The 21,699-nt window shown below is 36.1% G+C and carries 18 protein-coding genes and 1 pseudogene; 3 read left to right on the top strand and 16 right to left on the bottom strand.

Annotated features, from left to right (window positions below; genetic code table 11):
- Positions 1–96: 96 nt before the first annotated feature.
- The 16 genes from AC07WY_RS09870 to AC07WY_RS09795 all read right to left on the bottom strand — a co-directional run bounded on the left by AC07WY_RS09870 (position 97) and on the right by AC07WY_RS09795 (position 19,877).
- On the bottom strand, positions 97–1,023 hold the full coding sequence (locus AC07WY_RS09870) for a branched-chain amino acid transaminase (RefSeq protein WP_004723137.1): 927 nt from the start codon (positions 1,021–1,023) through the stop codon (positions 97–99).
- Positions 1,024–1,049: 26 nt separating this feature from the next.
- The gene (glnE, locus tag AC07WY_RS09865) at positions 1,050–3,800 is read right to left on the bottom strand and encodes a bifunctional [glutamate--ammonia ligase]-adenylyl-L-tyrosine phosphorylase/[glutamate--ammonia-ligase] adenylyltransferase (protein WP_419335059.1); all 2,751 of its coding nucleotides are present in this window, start codon (positions 3,798–3,800) and stop codon (positions 1,050–1,052) included.
- Between the two features lie 138 nt (positions 3,801–3,938).
- Complete coding sequence (locus AC07WY_RS09860) at positions 3,939–5,216, bottom strand: sensor histidine kinase (RefSeq protein WP_419335061.1); 1,278 nt, start codon at positions 5,214–5,216, stop codon at positions 3,939–3,941.
- Positions 5,217–5,671: 455 nt separating this feature from the next.
- On the bottom strand, positions 5,672–6,652 hold the full coding sequence (locus tag AC07WY_RS09855; protein WP_494736290.1) for an aspartyl/asparaginyl beta-hydroxylase domain-containing protein: 981 nt from the start codon (positions 6,650–6,652) through the stop codon (positions 5,672–5,674).
- 954 nt (positions 6,653–7,606) lie between these two features.
- A complete protein-coding gene (locus tag AC07WY_RS09850; RefSeq protein ID WP_419279878.1) occupies positions 7,607–8,299 on the bottom strand; it encodes a hypothetical protein in 693 nt (230 codons plus the stop codon).
- 15 nt (positions 8,300–8,314) lie between these two features.
- Positions 8,315–8,845: a hypothetical protein gene (locus tag AC07WY_RS09845; protein ID WP_419279880.1), complete on the bottom strand. Its 531-nt coding sequence runs from the start codon at positions 8,843–8,845 to the stop codon at positions 8,315–8,317.
- Positions 8,846–9,225: 380 nt separating this feature from the next.
- Positions 9,226–9,588 carry a hypothetical protein gene (locus AC07WY_RS09840; protein ID WP_419279882.1) on the bottom strand — a complete coding sequence of 121 codons (363 nt, stop codon included), beginning with the start codon at positions 9,586–9,588 and terminating at the stop codon, positions 9,226–9,228.
- 462 nt (positions 9,589–10,050) lie between these two features.
- Positions 10,051–10,458, bottom strand: a complete 408-nt coding sequence (locus AC07WY_RS09835) for a hypothetical protein (RefSeq protein WP_494736289.1) — start codon at positions 10,456–10,458, stop codon at positions 10,051–10,053.
- On the bottom strand, positions 10,442–11,143 hold the full coding sequence (locus tag AC07WY_RS09830; protein ID WP_494736288.1) for an alpha/beta hydrolase: 702 nt from the start codon (positions 11,141–11,143) through the stop codon (positions 10,442–10,444). The genes AC07WY_RS09835 and AC07WY_RS09830 overlap by 17 nt, the downstream gene beginning before the upstream one ends.
- Entirely contained in the window at positions 11,140–11,685 is a 546-nt protein-coding gene (locus AC07WY_RS09825; protein ID WP_419279890.1) for a PAAR domain-containing protein, read from the bottom strand. Before AC07WY_RS09825 ends, AC07WY_RS09830 begins: the two co-directional genes overlap by 4 nt.
- Positions 11,686–13,185, bottom strand: a complete 1,500-nt coding sequence (locus AC07WY_RS09820; protein ID WP_494736287.1) for a hypothetical protein — start codon at positions 13,183–13,185, stop codon at positions 11,686–11,688.
- Between the two features lie 8 nt (positions 13,186–13,193).
- Positions 13,194–14,087: a hypothetical protein gene (locus AC07WY_RS09815; protein WP_494736286.1), complete on the bottom strand. Its 894-nt coding sequence runs from the start codon at positions 14,085–14,087 to the stop codon at positions 13,194–13,196.
- 43 nt (positions 14,088–14,130) lie between these two features.
- Positions 14,131–15,021, bottom strand: coding sequence for a hypothetical protein (locus tag AC07WY_RS09810; RefSeq protein WP_494736285.1), 891 nt, complete (start codon positions 15,019–15,021; stop codon positions 14,131–14,133).
- A gap of 21 nt (positions 15,022–15,042) precedes the next feature.
- On the bottom strand, positions 15,043–16,029 hold the full coding sequence (locus AC07WY_RS09805; protein ID WP_494736284.1) for a DUF2515 family protein: 987 nt from the start codon (positions 16,027–16,029) through the stop codon (positions 15,043–15,045).
- Between the two features lie 29 nt (positions 16,030–16,058).
- A complete protein-coding gene (locus tag AC07WY_RS09800; RefSeq protein ID WP_494736283.1) occupies positions 16,059–18,830 on the bottom strand; it encodes a type VI secretion system Vgr family protein in 2,772 nt (923 codons plus the stop codon).
- A gap of 99 nt (positions 18,831–18,929) precedes the next feature.
- A complete protein-coding gene (locus tag AC07WY_RS09795) occupies positions 18,930–19,877 on the bottom strand; it encodes a hypothetical protein (RefSeq protein ID WP_494736282.1) in 948 nt (315 codons plus the stop codon).
- A gap of 80 nt (positions 19,878–19,957) precedes the next feature.
- Here AC07WY_RS09795 and AC07WY_RS09790 point away from each other — a divergent pair.
- From AC07WY_RS09790 to AC07WY_RS09780, 3 genes and pseudogenes are all read left to right on the top strand, one after another.
- Positions 19,958–20,164: pseudogene (locus tag AC07WY_RS09790) on the top strand (IS5/IS1182 family transposase); the annotation flags it as partial.
- 67 nt (positions 20,165–20,231) lie between these two features.
- Positions 20,232–20,372, top strand: a complete 141-nt coding sequence (locus AC07WY_RS09785; protein ID WP_494736281.1) for a hypothetical protein — start codon at positions 20,232–20,234, stop codon at positions 20,370–20,372.
- A 126-nt stretch (positions 20,373–20,498) separates the two neighbouring features.
- Positions 20,499–21,554, top strand: coding sequence for an SH3 domain-containing protein (locus AC07WY_RS09780; protein WP_494736280.1), 1,056 nt, complete (start codon positions 20,499–20,501; stop codon positions 21,552–21,554).
- Positions 21,555–21,699 lie beyond the last annotated feature (145 nt).

Raw genomic sequence — 21,699 nt, 5'->3', positions numbered from 1 at the left:
TTTGAATTTTTCTTTCAACTCTTTAAATTCTTTCAACACTCAAATTTAAGCACAAAAAAAGGATTCCACTAGGAATCCTTTTTAGCATTCAGCCACTTATTTTACATAAGTCAACCAATGTGCATATTTTGGATCTTTACCTTGAACAGCATCAAAGAATGCTTTTTGAATCTTCTCAGTAATCGGACCACGAGCGCCCGAACCAATTTCACGATCATCATATTCACGGATCGGCGTCACTTCAGCAGCAGTCCCAGTAAAGAATGCTTCATCACCAATATAGAATTCATCACGGGTAATACGACGTTCAACAACTTCAATACCCATATCTTTCGCAATGGTGATAATCGTTTGACGCGTAATCCCATCCAATGCACCGCCAGCAATATCTGGTGTATGTAATACACCATCTTTGACTAAGAATACATTTTCACCTGAACCTTGGCATACATACCCTTGAGGGTCCATAAGCATTGCTTCATCATAACCAGAATGTGCCACTTCTTGGTGTGCAAGAATAGACAAAGTATAGTTACCTGAAGCCTTGGCTTTACACATGGTCACGTTAGGGTGATGGTGGGTAAATGATGAGGTTTTAACACGAATACCTTTCGCCATTGCTTCATCGCCGAGGTAAGCACCCCAGCTCCATGCAGCAACTGTCGCATGAATGGTATTATCAGTTGCAGCGATACCTAATTTTTCCGAACCAATGAAAATAATTGGGCGTAAATAGCATGACGCCAATTTATTTTCACGGACAACATCAATTTGAGCTTGTTCAAGAGTTGCTTGATCAAATGGAACTTTCATTTGATAAATTTTTGCAGAATTTAACAAACGTTTTGTATGGTCTTGGAGACGGAAAATCGCAGTACCGTTAGGTGTTTCATAAGCACGGACACCCTCAAAAACACCCATACTATAATGTAATGTATGAGTTAAGACATGAATTTTAGCTTCACGCCAATCAACCATTTGTCCATCTTGCCAAATAAAACCATCACGATCAGCCAAATTCATGGCGCACACTCCAAATTTTTACACAATTATTCACTTTCCAAAGCGAAACTCGCTGTTGGATCAATTAATCTTTGCCATAACTTGCAAACGACCTCTCGGGTATCGTGCCAATCCGCAGCACTCACTTGCATATTATGATTTGCAAGTGCCAAACGGTGGCTCTCGGCGCGTTCACTGAGATAAGCTTGAATCAATGCGGATACATCGTCGCTGGATAAGCAACCTGCCTTTGCGGCATCTTCAAGGATTCGTACGTTGTCGGAATAATGGGCGAGATCAGGATTCGTCCCACTCCAGGCTAATACGACATACTGTGCCATAAATTCGATGTCAACGATACCACCTGCATCCTGTTTTAGATGAAAAATTCCATCTTTTTTCTGATCTTTTGAGGAACCCAAATGATCTTTCATCTTCTGACGCATGTTCAAGACTTCTTTGCGAACCGTCTCTTCTTCTCTCGGTAATGTGAGAACCCTGCAACGCAATTCTTCAAATTTTGCTCTTAGGCTTTGCTCACCTGCGATTGAGCGTGCGCGAACAATTGCTTGATGTTCCCACAACCAGGCACTTTTGAGTTGGTACTGTTCAAATGCTTTTAAACTGGTGACCAATAAACCTGCTTCACCAGAGGGGCGCAAACGAGTATCAATTTCATAGACTCGACCATCTAAAGTTTGTGTGGTCATCAAAGACATAAATTTTTGCGCAACACGCATGGCAAATTCAAAACCGCTAATGGCCTTTTGACCATCGGTATCTGCTTGCTCATCCATATAATGAATAAAAACCAGATCAAGGTCTGAACCATAGCCCAGTTCAATACCCCCTACTTTGCCGTAACCAATCACAGCATAGGCCATATGATCTAATGAACAACGTAAGCCTTCTGCATCGACAGGATAACCATGACGCTTAGCAACCGTCTGATAAGCCAAATTTAATGTCGCGATCACAGAAACTTCTGCAATATCCGTTAAAGCATCCGAAACTTTCATCAATGGGCTTTCTGCCAGTACATCACTTGCGGCAACGGTCAGCACATTGGATTTTTTAAATAAACGCAATACTCGCATTTGATCTTCAACTTGATCGATTTCAATACGCAGTAATTGCTGACGTAGCGAATCTTCCAAATAATCTCGTCGAGGCAGCTCAAAATCCATGGATAAAAACTCATCCAGCAGAACTGGATAATGTGTCAATTCCTCACAAATCCATGGACTGACTGTCGCCATTTTGACCAAACGTTGCAGCGCTCCTTTGCTTTCAATCAGCATCACCAAATACACAGTGCGGCGCATTACAGACTCAACCAATGGCATCAATCGCATTAAAGCCACTTGTGGACTATTCGACTGTAACACTGCCTCAACCAAATGCGGCCAAAATTCTTTTAAACGCTGTACAGCTTTAGCAGGCAGTTTCTTGATTGCATGACCATACCAAAATTCATGAATCAGATTTTGTGCATTACTGTCTAAGATCTCATTGAGTTGGCTTTCCAGCTGACTAAAACTTTCAATCGGAGAATCTAGCCCTTTTTCTTTAATCAAATGCTCAAATTGAAAAGTCACTTTGTTGCGCTTTTGGTTGAGAAAATCAATAAAAGCATCCCAATCATCAAAACCCAAGGTATCAATTATTCGCTGACGAAGTTCAGGCTCGGTTGGTAAAGATTGTGTTTGCTGGTCATTCAAGGCTTGAATAGCATGCTCTACGCGTCGTAAGAATAAATAAGCATCTTCAAGATCCTCAACGGATTGATGATCGAGTAAGCCTGCCTCACCCAAATGTTTTAGGCTAACAAGGCATTGACGGTCTTGTAATTCTAATTTTGCTCCGCCATAAATCAGCTGAAAAACCTGCACAATAAATTCAACTTCACGAATACCACCAGCACCCAGCTTAATATCGTCTGCTATGTTACGCCGAGCCACCTCTCGCTCAATCATGGCTTTCATTTCACGCATGGCTTCAAAAGCGGTGTAATCTACATATTTACGAAAAACGAATGGGCGGGTCATGTCCAATAAACTATCACCGTCTTGCCCACCCGTGATAATACGTGCCTTAATCCATGCATAACGTTCCCATTCACGCCCATGCTGACTTAAATATTTTTCTAAAGCCACATGACTTATTGCCAATGCTGAACCATCTCCCCAAGGACGTAAACGCATATCCACACGGAATACAAAACCATCTGCGGTAATATGATCCAATAAATAAATCAGTTTTTGCCCCCACAAGATGCAAAATTGCTGTACATCAATACACTTACGCCCATTGCTTTCACCTTGTTCATCAAAGGCAAAAATCAGGTCAATATCACTAGATAAGTTCAGCTCTTGTGCCCCAAGCTTGCCCATCCCAATGACGATCAAATCTTGAATCTTACCGTTATACCCCATCGGTTCGCCATGTTTTGCCAGCAAAGGAATTCGGGCAAAATCTTTTGCTGCAACGATACAGGCATCTGCAAAATCAGACAGTTCTTGTGTCAATTTCACCACATTGGTCAGTTGGTTGGCATCTTGCCAAATCCAGCGAAACATTAAGCGTGCACGAAGAATACGTAAGACTTTCATCCACGTATTTTCATCTTGAATATTGACTAAATGCTCGTAAACAAGTTGTTGAATTTGAACTGTACTGAGCGATTGTTGAAATTGATCAATTGCATAATCATGTTCTAAAGTAGCTTGATGTAGACTTAATACTTGTTCTGCATACTGACTTGCATGTAATGTTTTTTGCAATTGCTCAATGTTCATTGAAAAGCCTGTACTTATGTTTTATCAACTTATTTATAGCAGTTTGCTTTACGTTTAGGGAGGTTTTTGTACTTTTCTTAAAAAGCAAAGCTCAAAAAACCATCACTCACAATCAAACTAAATTATTCAAATATAGAATTATGAAATTTTTATTTTATCTTGCTTGATTTCAGGACAAACTAAAGTTTGATGGGTATTTTTTGCAGCGGGTAACGCAACAATAAAAGTCGTTCCCTCACCTGTTTTAGAGCTTACAGAGATTTTTCCATGATTGAGATCCACAAATCGTTTACATAGAACCAGCCCTAAACCTGTTCCTCGTTCACCAATGGTGCCTTTTATACTGGCTTTGATCTGTGGTTCAAACAGTTGCTCAATTTGCGACTGCGTCATTCCTAAACCAGTATCATGAATAATAATTTCTATATTTTTCCCTACGGGGTGCGCAACAATGGAAACTTTTCCAGAACCATCAGTACGGGTAAATTTTAAGGCATTTGAAACCAGATTTTGAATGACCGAGGTCACCATATTCATATCTGCAAAAACGCTTAAATCCTCAGCAACATTTTCAATCAGTTGTATATTTTTATTTACTGCCAAAGGCTTAAGCACATCGTAAACGATCTTTGTGGTCTGTTTTAATTTAAAATTAATCGGATGATAAACAAAACGCCCACCTTCTGCCATCGCCCAATTGAGCAAATTTTCAAGTAGGGAATAAGTTGATTGCAAGGTATCATGCAGATAATCTGCAATATCCTGTATACCATCATCAGTTAATGTTTCTCGTTCGTTTGCTAAAACATCCGAAAAGCCAATTAACCCATGAAACGGCGCACGTAAATCATGTGCAATGACTTGGAAAAACTTGGTCTTACTAAAATTTAAAGCACGTTCTTGTTCATATAACTCATAGTAATCTTGAGATTCAGATTTACGCGCTAAAATCGTCACCAAACCTGAGCTAAGTTCTTCTAATAAAGCCTGCTGCTTAGTTGTAAATCTTGTATCTTTATCATCATAAAAATAAACATGTGCAATAGAATCATCATCTTCTAACTTAAAGTCATAGCACAATAAGCGTTGGTGTTTTATTCCAATTTCAGCCATATATTGTGAAAATTTTTCATAATTTTTATGGGTTTCTGAAACGATGAGCTGATTGCCAAAATACGGTGATAAACTCAGTTTATGCGGAACTGACGCGGCTTTGAAATCACCGTCTTCATTTGCAACCCAAATATAAGGTTCATTATGAAAAGTAAAAAAAGCATTTTCTACATTGAGAACGGCACGCGCTACACGTAAATAGCGTTCAATTTTATTATTTGAGGTATAGACCCCTAAAATCAGCGAAAGTCGACAAGCGCTGAGCTGTTCGGTCTGATGAGCTTCTAAGAATTCTAATTTCATGTTTACCTCATTTGCACTTTCAGTTAACACGTTAATTATTTAAATCGCCCACTTTTAAATATCAATTTCTTCCAAATACATCAAAACTTAAGACAGAATGCAAAATACAGCCTTGGAAGAGCACTTACAAATGTTCACATAAAACAATATAACAGCAATACAACCAAATAAAAACAATGGGGTGAAAGTTTCGATAAATTTCACATTTTTTTCAACATAAGTAGTCAGTTACAGCTTTATATATTTTTATGATTTAAATAGAAAAAACGAAGCATCTTATAAAAGCCAATGGTTTAAAACATAGTGATCAAATTCATATATCAGATATCAACCTATTGGCCCCCATAACCAAAAGCATGGGGGTAGAGCTAGCAAAGATCAAAAGACAAAATAGTAAAATTCGGCATCAATCAGAGCAAGAATATGCCTTAAATGAGTGAGAAAATACGTTATTTTTAATTCATTAAAAAGAGCATTTCAAATAAATAAACCAAGCCATACAAGATCATAAAAATCAGAGATAGCAGCGTTAAATTTAAAATGAATTTGAGTGTTTTATACGTCTTGAAATGCTTTTCACGGAATTGTATTGAATACTGCCTAAATGGCGCAAAAAATTTAAAAATCGCACTATACACCCCTCTTTTATCTTCAGGCGTGTTTGGAACAACTGTACCTTTAACAAGGATACGATAAGCACTGTTAAAAATTCGTCCAAATAGGTTCATTGGGCGATCAACATCACACATCAGAATTAAACGCGCTGAATTAGCTGTGTTATATGCAAAATGTGGATAGGTTTCATCAAAGACAAAATCTTTACCATCAAACCAAGTACTGGTTTGCCCATCAATATTAATTTGGCAATTTTCAGAGTTAGGTGTCAGCAAACCGAGATGGTATCTAAAACTACTACCAATAGGATCAGCGTGTAAACTCAGTTCAGAATCTGCTGGTAACAGTGAAAACATGGCACCGCGAATAGCAGGGACTTGATTAAGTAATGCCAATGTCTTGGGACATAATCTTTGCGCAGAAACATGCGTTGTTCCATACCATTTTAAGTAAAATTTACTCCAACCACGTTTGTAAAAAGTGCGAAAACCAACATCATAATAACCGTCTGCTCCAGGTGTCTTGATCACTTCAAACACACCCGATGACACTAATGCTATTGCCTCATCTCTAATAATTGTCCAATTGGCTCTAAGTACTTCAATATTTTCCAAAAAATCAGCATCTAATATTGGCTTTTTTGCAAAGCTGCGTGTCGTCATATAAAGAACACAATTAAATGGTGCAAATATTGGCCAGCTTTTTCTTAAATATTGTGAAAGTGACTCATAACGTGCTTTTCCTCGCCAACGGTATACATAAGTCATGGCTGCTATCGAATACACGATTAAACCAATGATGATCATAATACTTAGATTCATTATAATTTTACTCCGATTATGATTTCTGTATCTCCATGGTGTGTCCTTGATTTTCCTTAAATAAAACCAATCTTCTTTACTGGATAAGCCGCACTGAGATCATTTAGTTATTTTTCAAAATAGCGGGAAAAATAAAATATTTTCAAATTATTTAAAACACTTTTAATTATAACTAATTAATTTTCCTATAGGCAAGAAATATGTACACCTTTGGTTAAGTTTTAAATGATTGAAATTAAAAATTTTAACTGTCATTGTTAAATGATCAGGTACTATTTATCGCATACTGATATTTATTATAAAAATGCGTCATTAAAGAGGGATCGAAGGAACACTCACAATCAGAATGTGAAGAATATGGCAATCACATTCCACCTGAGCATCAAAGCGGTACAGTTTTCACCTCATTTATACCAAAAACAGTAGTTATACATGATCAACAAGCGAGGAATGACAATGGTACACATACTTGATATAGCGCAATAAAGACAACTCGAACAGGTCTAGTTACACCTAGAGACTACAGCACTCCATCTCGATCAAAGTGTGGTAATAACATTCCACCAGAACGTCAAAAGTATGGTGCAGTAACCTTATGTATTACTTGTCAAACTAATCACGAAAACAACAAAAGAGCTTATCGATGATTTACGGATTTATTGCAATTGGTGTTCTTATGATTATTTCTTTACTCATTCTCTGCATGATGTTGGATTATCAATATCAATGCACACGTTTGATGAGTGAAATAAAGTATTTGAAACATCAAAGTATAGGTATTAATACAAATTCTCATGGTCAATTACATTTAAATTAGCAAATACATAAGGATCTAAAATAATGTGGATTTTTCCTTTTATCGTAGATGTATAGATTGGTCTGATTAGCAGCGCAGCAGGTTTTCTTTATTTAATTGGCTGAAGAAAAAGCTACTTAGGTAGCTTTAATAATTTATTAAATATCTCTTTTTTTTAATCCAACAAATAACTTAGCCTGAAGTGGTAAAATTAAAAAACTGAACAGCCATGCAATAAACAATGTTATAAAAACAATCAGAATATAAAAAATGATACCAATCCACAGTCCTTTCTTAAAAACTTCAGTTCCTATAAAGCCATATAGCAGCCAAACAGCAAGACTTACATAGCCAGCTAACCATAAAGCCGCAGGAATATAAATAAAGCACCGATTATTTACCCATCCTTTCAACTCATATGAGTCATTTACTTTTTTTACAAACAAAGGAGTTATGCTGGGTGAATATAACCTACAAGCTCGTTTATTATCTTGTCGTGAAAACATGTACTTTAAAGTATGTAAATCATTTAAATTAGACTTAAAATAATTATTAAGGAGTGCAATCTCTTTCAAAATAAAAGAGATATTATAGTACGGGTATTTCTTAGCATCACTATCTTTAATTTTCTCTAATTTCATTAACTCATCAAGTGACTTTATTTCATGCTCTGTAGGGTTAGGTCTTTTAAAAATTTTACTTAACAAACTTAGAAGACCTGACTTTTCCAGTACTGTCATCGTCATTGTTAATAAAAGTAAAGTTGAAAATACAATTACAACAATTGACTTAAACTCTTCAGAAAACCCTAAATTGGTCAAAAGTTGATTGTAATCTGTTACTTGACTCATAATATATAAACTACTTTAGTTATCAAAATCTTCAATGACATCATATTCAGATAAAATATGTTCTCTTATTTCTTTTGCTGTATTATAAGTCTTGCCAAACCATTGATCTTTTAAACGAACAACACGTTGAGATTTAAAAGTCCGCTCACCTGCATTTGTATCTGCTAAAAAGTACCAGCGATTATTGCCATAATGTTTGTGTACAGCTGTAATAGCTATGCCACGATTAGTTAATATTCCAAATCTATCTTTGTATTCAAGGCTATAACGATAACCACTATATTCAGGTAGTTGGCTATCCAGTTCTATATCAACAGTATCTTCTTCTGAATCGACTTTATCATGATATGATATTCTATTCCAAGATTGATATTCACCTATAGGTGGTGACACATATACTGTTGGCTCTTTATATGGCTTAACTTTTATTTCAATATTTTTATCATTAGGTTGAGTAGTTTGAATATTTTCTTTTTCAAATTTCTCTACCACTGGTTCAATTGTCGCAATATTTTCAGCTACTGGTGGCTTATTTATCTTAACCACATGCAATGCTTTTTCAATTTTTAAAGATTTAGCTTTAATTACCTTTTGAACATTAAACTTGTTTTTATTTAAAAAGTATAAGAGTGGAATACCAGCAACGAAGCCAACAAAAAAAACCTATAGGCTGGTCCACCCCCTCTTTAAAACCACTCGCTATAATCAGTAAACACAGCCCAATCAATGCAACTACTGATATAAGCAACCAGTAAACAATAAGATTGAATCTTGAAATAACACTATGATTGATAGTAATAAAAAAGTACTTTGGTTTAATTATATAAAATATAATTGACCATATAAAAAACACCCAAACACCGATAATAAAATTTGATAAATAAAGCACTTACTTGCACTCAACATTATTAATTTATAATTTTAAATTATGAGAAATCGTAATATTCCCCTGTTCCATAATCATAAAAACTAACATTGTTGCCACGCACAGTTATTTCATAGAAACTACTACTTCCATAATGGTAACCTTCATATTTACCATCCATTTTTTTCTTTAGTGATATAAATTCACTATGCCCATAATCATATAAGCTGAATTCAACACCATTAAAGTTGCCATCAAAGAAAGCACCTCGATCATAGTCATACAATTTAACTTCTCTATCATTTGCATGACCCGAAATATTGGGGTGAGTAGATTGGCTGTAGTCATATACACTATTAATAGAATTATTTTTTTCAAGTTTTAATACAGCTAATGCAAGCGCGGCTCTTTGGTGTTGTTTCATAATTTATTCCTGTTTTTTTTATCAAATATTGACTCCCAAATAGTATCTAAGATACTCATAAATATCCATTAAAATTTTACTTATCCTTATCAGCCTTACTTTCATCCCCAGTGCTAGGCATACCTTTCAACACCTTCACAAACTCGGTATTTGCCTTAATGTGAATAGCCACTGATTTTGAAGACACCTTTTAGTTAGATAATGGACTGTCACCACTTTCCTAGACAAATATCGTCTATTCTTTTTGCATAGGAGAGAACATTATGAGTGGGCCAAGATATACGGAATTTAAAGTAACTTCAGAATAGTATGTATATATTAAGTAAAAAAAACCGACTAAATCCCATGATGCCAAAAGCAATATAATATAAAACTAAAAATATCTGGCTATTCAATATTTTCATATTAAACACTTAACTTAAAACGGCTATATAAACCGTAAAATGCATTTCAGCTTTATATTTAACAAGAGTTAAGCAAGTCAGTTATGTTAGTATAAGATAATGCAATCGATTCCTTTGATTTTTTATCTTTTTCAACACTCCGACTAATATAATTTGATGACCACCCAAATGAAATAATTACGATCAACAGACAAATTAAAACATAAATTAAATTATTTTGAGTTCGCCATTTTTTTAAATACCAATATAAAAATAGCAGAATATGCAATACAGGAATAAAACTTAATATAAATACAACAGCTATCCATACAACTGCCCTACCGACTGTTGCATCAGCAAATGTAATGGTTGAATTGAGCACTGTGATTAAATAAATCAACCATATGAGTGCCAGTAAAAACCATGAACCAAGATAAAGGATGAGAAAAAAATTCTTCTTCAGATATTGACTACTCCAAACCTTCATTTTTAATCCTTTTAGCAAGTTCTGCCCAGCGTCGTGGAGAATCAGGGATCACATGTCCATAATAAAAATGCCCTTCCGCTTTATCTCTATTCATTTGAATTCCTAGTTTAATTGAATTCTCAACAAGTTCAGAAAAACTCATCCCTGCATAAATCGGATCACCATATTGGGTTAAATCAATAATGATCAGTTTCTTGATATTTTTGTGTTTTCTTAACATGGCTAAAAAGTCAGCATCTATAGGAGAACCGATTAACACCACATGGTCAACCACATAGCCAAGGTTTGCATAAGACTTGGCAGTTTGTGCGGCAAGCATTGAACCATAAGAATAGCCAATTAGATTAAACTGCTTTGCCGCTTGAGTTGAAGCAGGTGGATAAACGCGCCAGTTGTCAGTGCCATCATCATTTTTAATCATCATCCCTGTACGTGCAGCGTCTATGAGTGTACCGATAGTACCAGGTATTATTTTTGTTGCAGTATTACTTAATCCCTCCCATATATAGTGGATTCCTGCATCTATAAATGCTTGAACCATTGGCTTTAAATATGGTCCATCTAAACCTGCACCGCCCCAAAACACTGTTCCGCGTGGCTTATTTACAGGAATTACTGTTTTAGTCGCCGAATCAGACTTTAATACGAGTGTACTACTACCAGTACCGACGATTACAGGAATCATTTGGATGGCTCCTCATAATTTTCAGGATAGACCTCGATCAACACTTCTAACATTTCAGAAGCTGTCATTAACTGTGTTTGCCCTTGGCTATCCGTTTTTCCAGTAACTGTTACACCATCCATGATTATTTTATAAAATCGATCTGCAAGCGGAATCTGGGTAAACTCATCGACCAATACAAATTGATGTTCATAGGTCTTGTCGGAAACAAGACTTTGCGCAATTACATGATTGGTATTTGATTTGGTTGATTTCCCACTTGAACCTTTATCAACAAGATCAACTGATTGGGTTGCCATCACAATATGGTTACCAGGGCAACCACATTTCACTTTGCACCCATGATAAGCAACGCCGACACTGTTACAAAATTGAAGATCACTTGCTTGTATAACAGCCCCCATAGCTTTACACGCTGGGCAAAAAAACTTATCTCCCAATACAATGATATTTTTACCATTTGATTTACGTGCCGTTTGAGAAGGAATCATACGTCCCCCTGTCGTGGTCAAATCACCTTCTAAAATAATCGGTTGTGACATTTAAGTTGACTCTCCTTGACTGGTAGACCCATCAATACAGTGTTTTGGAGATGTAACCATCCAACAGTATCCAAATTGACTTTCTGCATTATGGATCAGCAAAGTGTTTTTTTTGTTTTCAGCTGAATTCTCTATTGCAAGACTTAATGATAGACCAGAAACCATTGCAGCAGTATCGTTGAGGATTGGGCTGATAGAGACAAATTGATCATCTTCAATCTGAAAATGATCAGATACGGACATCAAGTCAGCCAAAGATTTGGTATGTGTTACAGCATGATCCGTAAATACGATTTCATCATCACCCAAAACTTTATCATTTTTTTGAAAATTATATGCTTGCTGAAGTTGCTCAATCGCTTGAATGAGATTTAAAGTCTCAGCACTTTGATGCGGTTTATACAACAACGGTATCGTAATATTAGCAATCGGTTCTATATCCGTGGTGCCTTGCTGATCCGAGAACAGCACTGCAAAACCACCCTCTGAGGGTTGTACCGCTTTTTGTTCTTGATTGAATTTAACATCAAGATGAAGTTGATCGATCCATGAGTCTGCCCCCATGATTAAAAGGAGTTGTGGGCTACTTACATGATCAATATCCAAATGCTCCATTACAGCATTATGGATAATGAGCTGAGTTCCTTCACTGCTTTCGACATGAGTCATAAAATAATCAACATCATGTTGTTCATTGATACCCATCAAATTTAAATGTTGTTTTAAAAGATCAAATAACGTATCCCTTTCAACTTCTGAGATATGATTTGGTAATATATAAACTATTTTTAAGCTAGGGTGAGGACGATATACAGTAGGAAGTTCTTCTGACACTGTCTTTTTAGTTTGTGAGACCCATTCTGGATGCAGTATGGCTTGCTGATTCTTCGCCTTATCACGTTCCTCTTGATTAAAATTCAAATTTTTAATCTGAATACTTTGTATAACCAAAGCCAATTGTTTAAACAAATGCGTGGTCATCTGCTCTACGCGTTTCGCGCGATCTGTAAATAGTGGTCGAGCGTGTAATGCTGAGTTTTCTTGATCATTCAATGATGAGAGAGATTCAATACGTCGACTCAAATAAGGATAACTTATCTGAAATTTTAACAATGGATCAGGCTCTGGCAATTTTTTATCATCGAGTTGCATCATAATTTGTGTCAAATTTTCGCCAAAAGGTGTGCTGACTGCTGTTGCCAAAACAGATATTTTTTGCCCGATATACTTTATTTTTATTTCATCTTCAGTGCTGGGAGGAGATTCTTCAGTAATTTCTGAAACAACGGGGGCGTCTGGTTTTCGTTTAGCAAATGCAAACAACCGAGTAATCGCAAAAACACAAAATACAATAGCCAAAGGTAAACCAATAAGCATATTGATGAGTATCGTTGAGGATACCTCGATTTCATTATTGTCTCGCCAGTAACTGATGATCACCCAATCACAAATGACCAAGACAATAATTGTAAAAATAATCCATCGTACACTTTTTGACATAATGCGCCTTAGTTTTTACTCACCAATGCAGGGTCTTGATAACTTTCATCAATCGTGATTCCTTGCACCTTAAGTTCAGCCTCGGTTTTTGCTCGTATTTGATTCATCTGTTTTTTGATACCAGGATATAACGATACCCAACGCGCCGCATTGATTGCCGATTTCTTTAAATCATCATCCTTAAAGTATGGTGCATAATATTCTTTTTCTGATTGGAATTTATAACTTACGTAATACGCCCCTGGTTGTTGCTGATCCATCTTAGTTTGATCACGCCGAACTGTAATCGACAAATAAATCCCATTGGCTTGCAACATCCAACGTGAACCATCTTTTAATTGCATCCATTCATCCAAGCTATATTCATAATTTGGATCAAGCTCATAAAATTCCTTACTTGCATAAGCCAATGCATCTTTATCGTTCAATCTTGGATCAGATAAACTGATATAACGTTGCCAACCTGCTTGTTTTAAATCTTTAAAAATTGCCAACATGGCTAAACGTGCTTGGTCATGACTCATCGTATCGTCATTGCTTAAACCAGCATAAACACTATAACCTGTAATTAAATCATTACTATTTGCAACTGATGTTTGTACTCCAATCACATGATGTAAGGTAATACTGTTTGGTTCATGTTCAATCACTACATCAATAGGATGTTTGTCCCAATCTAGATTATAAAAAGTAGTCGTAGAAGTTGGTAAAGGATTCTCTGAATTGGGTTGTGTTCGCGTAACAAACTGTACCCCTGTTTCTTTGTTAAAGTACAAAGTTAAAGGATTCATATGGTTACTATTTCCGTTATTGGAGGGTGCGTACTGATTACTACACGCGATCAAGACAAGCACACCCAATAATAATAAACATTGTCGAAGCCAATACCTTAGCACTTGCATTCCGCCCTTTCCTTTCACAAAGCCCCAGATCATAGTGAATACCTTAGTTTTTACTCACCAATGCTGGGTCTTGATAACTTTCATCAATCGTGATTCCTTGCGCCTTAAGCTCAGCCTCGGTTTTTGCTCGTATTTGATTCATTTGTTTTTTGACACCAGGATATAACGATACCCAACGTGTTGCATTGATTGCCGATTTTTTTAAATCATCATCCTTAAAATATGGTGCGTAGTATTCTTTCTCAGATACAAATTTATAACTTACGTAATATGCCCCTGGTTGTTGTGGATCCATTTTTCTTTGTTCTCGGTACATTTGGATGGTTAAATAAACCCCATTGGCTTGTAACATCCAACGTGAACCATCTTTTAATCGCATCCATTCATCCAGTGTATAAACATAATCTGGATCAAGCTCATAAAATTCCTTACTTGCATAATCCCATGCATCTTTACCGTTCAATCTTGGATCAGATAAATTAATATAACGTTGCCAACCTGCTTGTTTTAAGTCTTTAAAAAGTGCCAACATGGCTAAACGTGCTTGGTCATGACTCATGGTATCATCATTGCTTAAACCAGCCGAAATATCATATTCTGAAATTAACTCACTGGGATTAGCAACTCCAGTTAGCGCCCCAATCACATGATGTAAGGTAATACTATTTGCACCATGTTCAATTTGAATATCTATAGGGTTCTTATGCCAACGTAGTTTATAAAATGTAGTACTAGATGTTGGTAAAGGATTCTCTGAATTGGATTGTGTTCGTGCAACAAACTGCGCCCCAGTTTCTTTGTTAAAGTATAAGGTTAAATCATTCATGCTTTTTGTATTTCCTTTATCATCTGATGAGAGCTGTTGGCTACATGCAGTGTTCGCTAGGCTACATAACAATAAACATAGCTTAATCATATTTCGTATGGTTTTCATTACGCCCTCTTATTTACTCACTCACAGTTTATCGAGTTTATCTTTATAGTCGACCCAAGCTGCAATGGTTCTTAACTCTTGTTCCATATAGACTTTATCACTGTCTTGTTTAGTACCCTGCATTAAACTGTGAAACTGCTTAGCAACATCACCAATCCAATCCATTCGACTCGCAAAGTTTTCCAGTATAGTGTCATCTGGAGCGATCGACTCCAACCGAGATTGATTGGTGTCACATGTATGTGAAAATACAATTTTTAAAGTTGGTGTCATCCATTTTATATATCGCCAACGTTGTGCGGCTACCCAACCAGAAAAAGCAGAATCATCATAAATCAATGGTTGCAATACATTGCCTTGTTCATGATTAGCAATCGCCATAAGGTGTTCAAATTGAATTGCAGGACGTTTATTTTGATTTGCTGTTTGTTCAAACTTTTGTACCAAAACCATCCCTTCTTTTATATTATCGTTATATTTAAATCGTTGAACTGCCTTTAACGCCTCAGTAGCCCAAGGCAGTTTGTCCAACACTGCCTTGACCTGTGGCACACATTGTTCAGCATCCCGTTTTGTTGCACAGACATTAAAACTCTGTGGGTAATTACTCCAATACCAATGCCAGCATGCCACATCCATAAATAACCAAAAGTTTCCTTTAGCAAGCCCAGTATGCACCATACTGATCGAACTTATACCTATAACTCTTAAATCCTCTAATGAGCAGGCAACTGTTTTACTGGCAAAAGCCCCCAATGCCATCCAGTAGTAACGACCTTTGAGTTTAGGATTACCGCCAACCTCTGTTTCTAAATAAAAGCGCGCATAGGTCGCCGCAATTCTTCTTGCACGCGAACTATACATAGCAGTAAGAGCGATGTTATTACCTTTCTTGTCACACAATCGAGCATAAGCAAATTGTTGCGCCATCGACCATAAATGGTCGCAGCTCAGAGAAACCGCTGTACAGGAATCCTGTTTTTGATTGGTTGTACTTGTATTACCCATATATTTTTTCTCAAGTCAAAATCAAATCATTATTCGGATGTTTCTTCATCTACCAGTTCATACCAAACTGGATCAAATTGAATTTGTTGTTCAGTTAGAGAAAATACTTTGTCAGAAAGACCAGTATCGGCAGTCTCTCCCAAAACATCTGTATCCATACCTGTAATTTTATAAGCTAAACCACGAATCACAGTGCCTGATGGATCAAGTAATTTAAAACTTTCATTGTAACTCAGCACATTTTCGAAGCTGGGTAGAGGTAATTTTAATGTTGCTGCACCCAATGTATTAAACATTTGAGACTTCACTTCTACCAGTGCAGGACTACCGATCTCAATCGAGCCATCGGTCTTGATTTTGATATACCCACCACTCTTATTACCAAGTGTTATTTCATTTTGAACCGCTATGGTGACTGAACCTTGACTACTTGTAATGGAAATATCTTTCAAGGCAGCTACTTGTAATGCATCATTTTGCGCCTGTATCTGCACCTCACCTTGGTTGGCTAGAACTTTCATTCCGCCTTGCTGAGCATATAGGCTCATACCACTCAGACTATTGGCTGTGAATTGCCCCATGCTACTCAAATCAATTTGCTTATTCGCAACTATTGTTATGCTTTCACCTGCTTGGTAAGTATGACTTTTCGGTGTAGTTACAGCGATACCCGTAGGTGTACTAATCAAAATGTTCGGTTTTGCCATAGTCTTAAGTTGGTCATCCAGTTGCTGTTGTAAACTCGGATAACGTGTATAACCATCTTTTGGGTCAGCCTTTGCTTGTATAGCGCCTTTTTGTAATATTTTGACTTGTTCCAAAGCTTGTTCAAGCCGTTGGATCGCAACCTCTATATCAAGCTGTTTATCAGCGGCATTCATTTGTGCATCTGTACCTACAAAGAGTCCTTTGGCTGCTCGAATCGCACCCCACTCATCCGTCCTGAGTTCAAAACCTTCTCCACGATCATCACTTTCCGCTTGATGTTTAGGATGGCTAAGCTTTCCAAGATTCAGTTGGCTGACTCCATGACTACTTTGGAGCTGAGCACTGATTTGTCCAGTACTATCATCAAATCGGAGCTGATTGTACCCACCGCCTTTATATTCTTTACTTTTTATCCCTGATAACTTTTTGGTCTCTGGTAGCTTGCCTTTGTCATCAAACTTGGTTGGGTGACGGTGCGCCTCATGAATACGCCCCACGACAAATGGTCTGTCGATATCACCATCAAAAAACTCAATAACGACAATCTCTCCAACACGGGGTAAAAATCTCGCCCCATAGCCTTCGCCGGCCCATGGAGTCAGTACATCCACCCAAGCTGAGTCTGTATCATTGTCGTTCGAGCCTGCTCCACCATCATGACGATGATCTTCATTTCGAGTAAACAGAAAACGAACTTTGATTCGCCCCCATTCATCCACATGGATTTCTTCTCCACTTGGTCCAACTACTTTGGCGCGCATTGGGTGAGCAGTTGGTCTTTGGGTTAAGGGATTATATTGAGGGACAATCGTAATATTACGTCGTTGTAGGACTAATTCATTGGCTTGACGTTCATCATTGTTGTTTGCTGTGATGGTCGCTGCTTGCCAATGGCTTTGTTTCAGTAAAGTTTCAACTTGATTGGTCAAGTCTTTAGGTAAATTGTTTTGGTTATAAAAACGTTTAGATATGATCAGAAACTGCTTATCATGAGACTCTAGTTGAGATATTGTCGGATGTTCATCTAGCTCAAAAAAATAACCTACATGTGCATCACGTACAGTCGAGGTAGCTGTAAACTGTTTGGCTTGTGAATCGTAATAATTGCTTAGATTTTGGTTAAACTTTTCAATCTGACTGTTGCTCGATGGCGTTGCACCATCTTCACCATTTAAGTCTTGTATCCATGCAGGGCTAAAATGCCATGCTTGTTCTAATCCTAAACTTGCTGAATCTTGATTGTCTGAATGTCGATGCTTAGTTAAAACAGAGCCTGCACCTTCTTCTGTTTCCAATGCATCAGCTTGCCATCTCTGGATATGTACAGCTGTGGGTTGAATTGAACGTAACCCAGTAAAGGCGGTTATGCTGTCTGTAAGCTCTGTAGCGCTGCTACGGTGGAAACGAATGCTACGTCGATCAAGTGATTTAAATTGATTATTGTCATCGATTAAACGTAGTTTTTGTGGTTGGATTTGTTCATTAAAATTAGAAACTGTACGTTGTGCCTCATCAATTAAAGTCGTCACGCCTTCAGATGCTAGAATCCTTTTAATAAATTCTCCATCTAATTCATTATGTTGCATAATGAATGGCCTTACATCATAGTCTTTGCTTAAGCCACTTTTATCCAGTGTCAGGCTTGAAGCAAACAATGGGCTTTTTTCTCTCCATTCCTGAAAGATAATATCCATAATTTGCACGACAGACTTTGCCATAAACACACGGCTGTTTCTACGATGTTTCCACAATGCGGTTGGGTCTTCTACCGTGAGGCGATAGATTGTAAGAGAACCATCGCTCGCGCCAGCATCAGCCTTTGTCACAATCCCAGAAATTCGATTGAGTTCTGATTTATCGTTGACGATATCAACGGCTACTTGAGAACCAATAAAGTTTTTCAAAGGTATATTTGCCGATGTAGACAGGCAGATCAGTTGTAAATGAACACCAACATTGAGTTCATGTGTACCATCGACACGTTGAAGGAAGACTTGATCATTCAGCGAGCTATTGCTGAACTGTACGTGTAAGGCACGTTTCTGTGCAGCCAATCCAAGCTGCTCCAAGGCAGAGTAAATATTATTTAACATAAAATTATTGTTAAGTTTTTCTAAATTCACCCCATTATACTAAAAATTTTGATGATCTGTCTATACAGACCTGTCTACCGTTATAATTTGAATATCAATTTATGTCTCTTTTTGTTGTAACTGTTTAAGTAAATTTTTTCGATAGTCTATCTGTTTTAAAGAGAGTTGATACTTCTGTTGCAGTTCTAGGTGATTTAAATTTAATAAATCATGTTGATGCGCATTTACCCATTTTAATACTGATGGTCTTTTAGAAATATTAAGTAGCTGCTTCAAGCGTGCTCTTGCTGACATGATTTGATTTTTTGTGAGTTTAAATTTTTGAGCAATTTCTTCAACAGGTAAATCATTACTTAATAGAGCTTGTTGATTTTTTAATAGCCATTGTTTTTTTTCAAATCGCTTGTGCTTTAATTTTTCTGCCGTTGTTCGTTGATCATGTTCCTTACACATATTTTTATGAATTTTTGTTGCTGTTGGAATACAGATATCCATCACTTCAACCAAGTCATCAATTTTATTGCATGACAAGATAATGTCCTGATGAGTTAAAATTTTTTCTTCAATTTCCAATAAAACCCTGTGTTTTTTTCTACTGCGAGTTTGAACAATTCCAATTTTTTCAATTAAATAACGAGTATAACGACTCACTTGACCCGAATGTAATTGATATTTATCCAATAATACTTCATGGGATTCATACAAAATCTCATCTTGATGAGCAATTACCCAATCATAATCTGGTTTAGGTACTTTCTTTTGTATATCAAGGCGCTTTTTAAAACGGATTAATACATCTTTAGAAAATCCAAGCTGTTCAGCTAATACTGGCAATTTTATCGACTTATTCTGCTTAATAAATTCAGCAAGTTCAGGAGTAAGGATAGTTGCATTGTGCCCATATACCCTCTCATTCATTCGACCTCTAAACAGCATTAGTCCATTCGATAACCGTTTTTCCTCATAAACATCCCAATCTTCCCCCTCCCAATCCTTGATTGTTTTTATTGGGTAAAGTTTATATTTCCGAACCATAACTGTTAACAATTTTCTTAACCATCAATAATCTTTCTTTTTATCAAGTTTTACTTAAAAGTTAAAGAGGTCTTTTTAGAGTATTCTACTATGACTCTGTCTACCCTGATGATGCTTATGATACAAATTAGTGTCGTCAGATGATTATACATCGGCAAGCCCACACAGTTATCCCTCCTAGAAGGAATGCTAAACCATGGAAAATCAAGTTTTAGTTTTAGAGAACGCAATGAGCTACTCAAAACGGTCAAACGATTGGATCGAACAATATGGAAAAATGTTCGGGTTATCATCGCTGAAGTTTGGTCGAAACTAAGATGCATTGCAAATGGCTTTTCAGCCATATATGAGAAGGAGTAAAAAATTATGGACGTTCGAACTAAATTACCCTTACTAGATAAATATTTAGCTTTATTAATTGAAAGTATTGAAAATTGTGAAAGCTTAACTGGTAAATCAGTATCAGCAACTTTATTTATTATTCAAGAACAAATCGGGAAATTTTGAATCAGGTTGAAGACAACGTTTAAAATAAAACCCTATTATAAGAGTTTTCTAATCACCCAAACAAAGTGATTGACTTAACAATGCTTAAAAGTATGATTAGTTAAATCATACTTTTAAGAAAATCTCATGTCACTTCAAGATAAAAATGATTCATTAACGAACTTAGAAAAAATTCTAAAAGTTAATGATGCGTTTAATGGAAGATTAGAAAGGGCTCTAAAAATTTCCGAGGCATTTAATAAAAAATTTCAACTTCCTAAATCTATTGAAATGGTGGTAAATACACAAAAAAAATTAGAGAAATTTTATGATTCATCATATGCTTTGAGAGAAATATTTAATAAACATGAACAAATAAATAAAGCATTTGAACTTCCTATAAATTTACAAAAAATAATTGATTCACAAAAGAAAAATTTAATATCCTCTCCTAATTTTATTAACCCTACATCAAGTTTATTTTTTCCTCAATCACTTCTAAGTCCAAGATATAGCTTGTACCAAAATCTAGTAACTAGATATAATTTTTCAACTCTTCTTTCTTTGTCTCAGAAAATAGCTAAGTCAGACTTATATTTTCAAAAATCATATTTAACCGACCATATTACGAGACAAAACATTCAAAGACATCTTAATTTGTTATCAGCTGATATTAGAGCTGAGTTAGTAGAGGATGCTATACAAGCAGCACAAGAGCTTAATACAAGTGAGGAAATTAAAACTGAAGTAACAACTTATTTTAATGAATTAGAAGAATTTGATACTTCAGCCCAAAAATCTGAAGGAAAAAGCTTAGCAGCAACAATTGCTATGATTATTATTATTTATCTTATTCATTCCTTTAATGATCAACTTCAAATGACTATCTTTGAATATGCAACCAAACCTTTAATTACATATTATCTCTCTTCCAAAGAAGTAAAATCTATTGTTAAAAATGAAATAAAGAAAAATGAATTAAGTACTCTGTATGGAAAGAGAATCTCTCTTACTGACCTAAATTTAAGAGATTTACCTAAGCAATCATCTACACTATTAGAAACAATTGAGGCAGGTAAAATTTTATACATCATTGATGAACCATGCTTACATAAATCTTGGCTTAAAGTCGAGGTTGAATACAATGGAGAAAAGATTCAAGGATATGTATTACGAAGGTATACAACAATAATTAAACCTTAGGATCAACTTGAAGAGAGCATCTTTCAAAACAAGCCAGTTTGTTAAATAAAATATTGCTAAGCAACCTAAATGTGAAAAGAAATATTCCCATTTTTTCAGTTTAAAATTGTGATCCCATAATCAATTCTAGACCAAATAAAATTTG

Source organism: Acinetobacter sp. GW821-FHT01C12 (assembly GCF_059422625.1).
The sequence above is the reverse complement of the archived record's forward strand: the minus strand, read 5'-3'. Positions and strand labels throughout refer to the sequence as shown.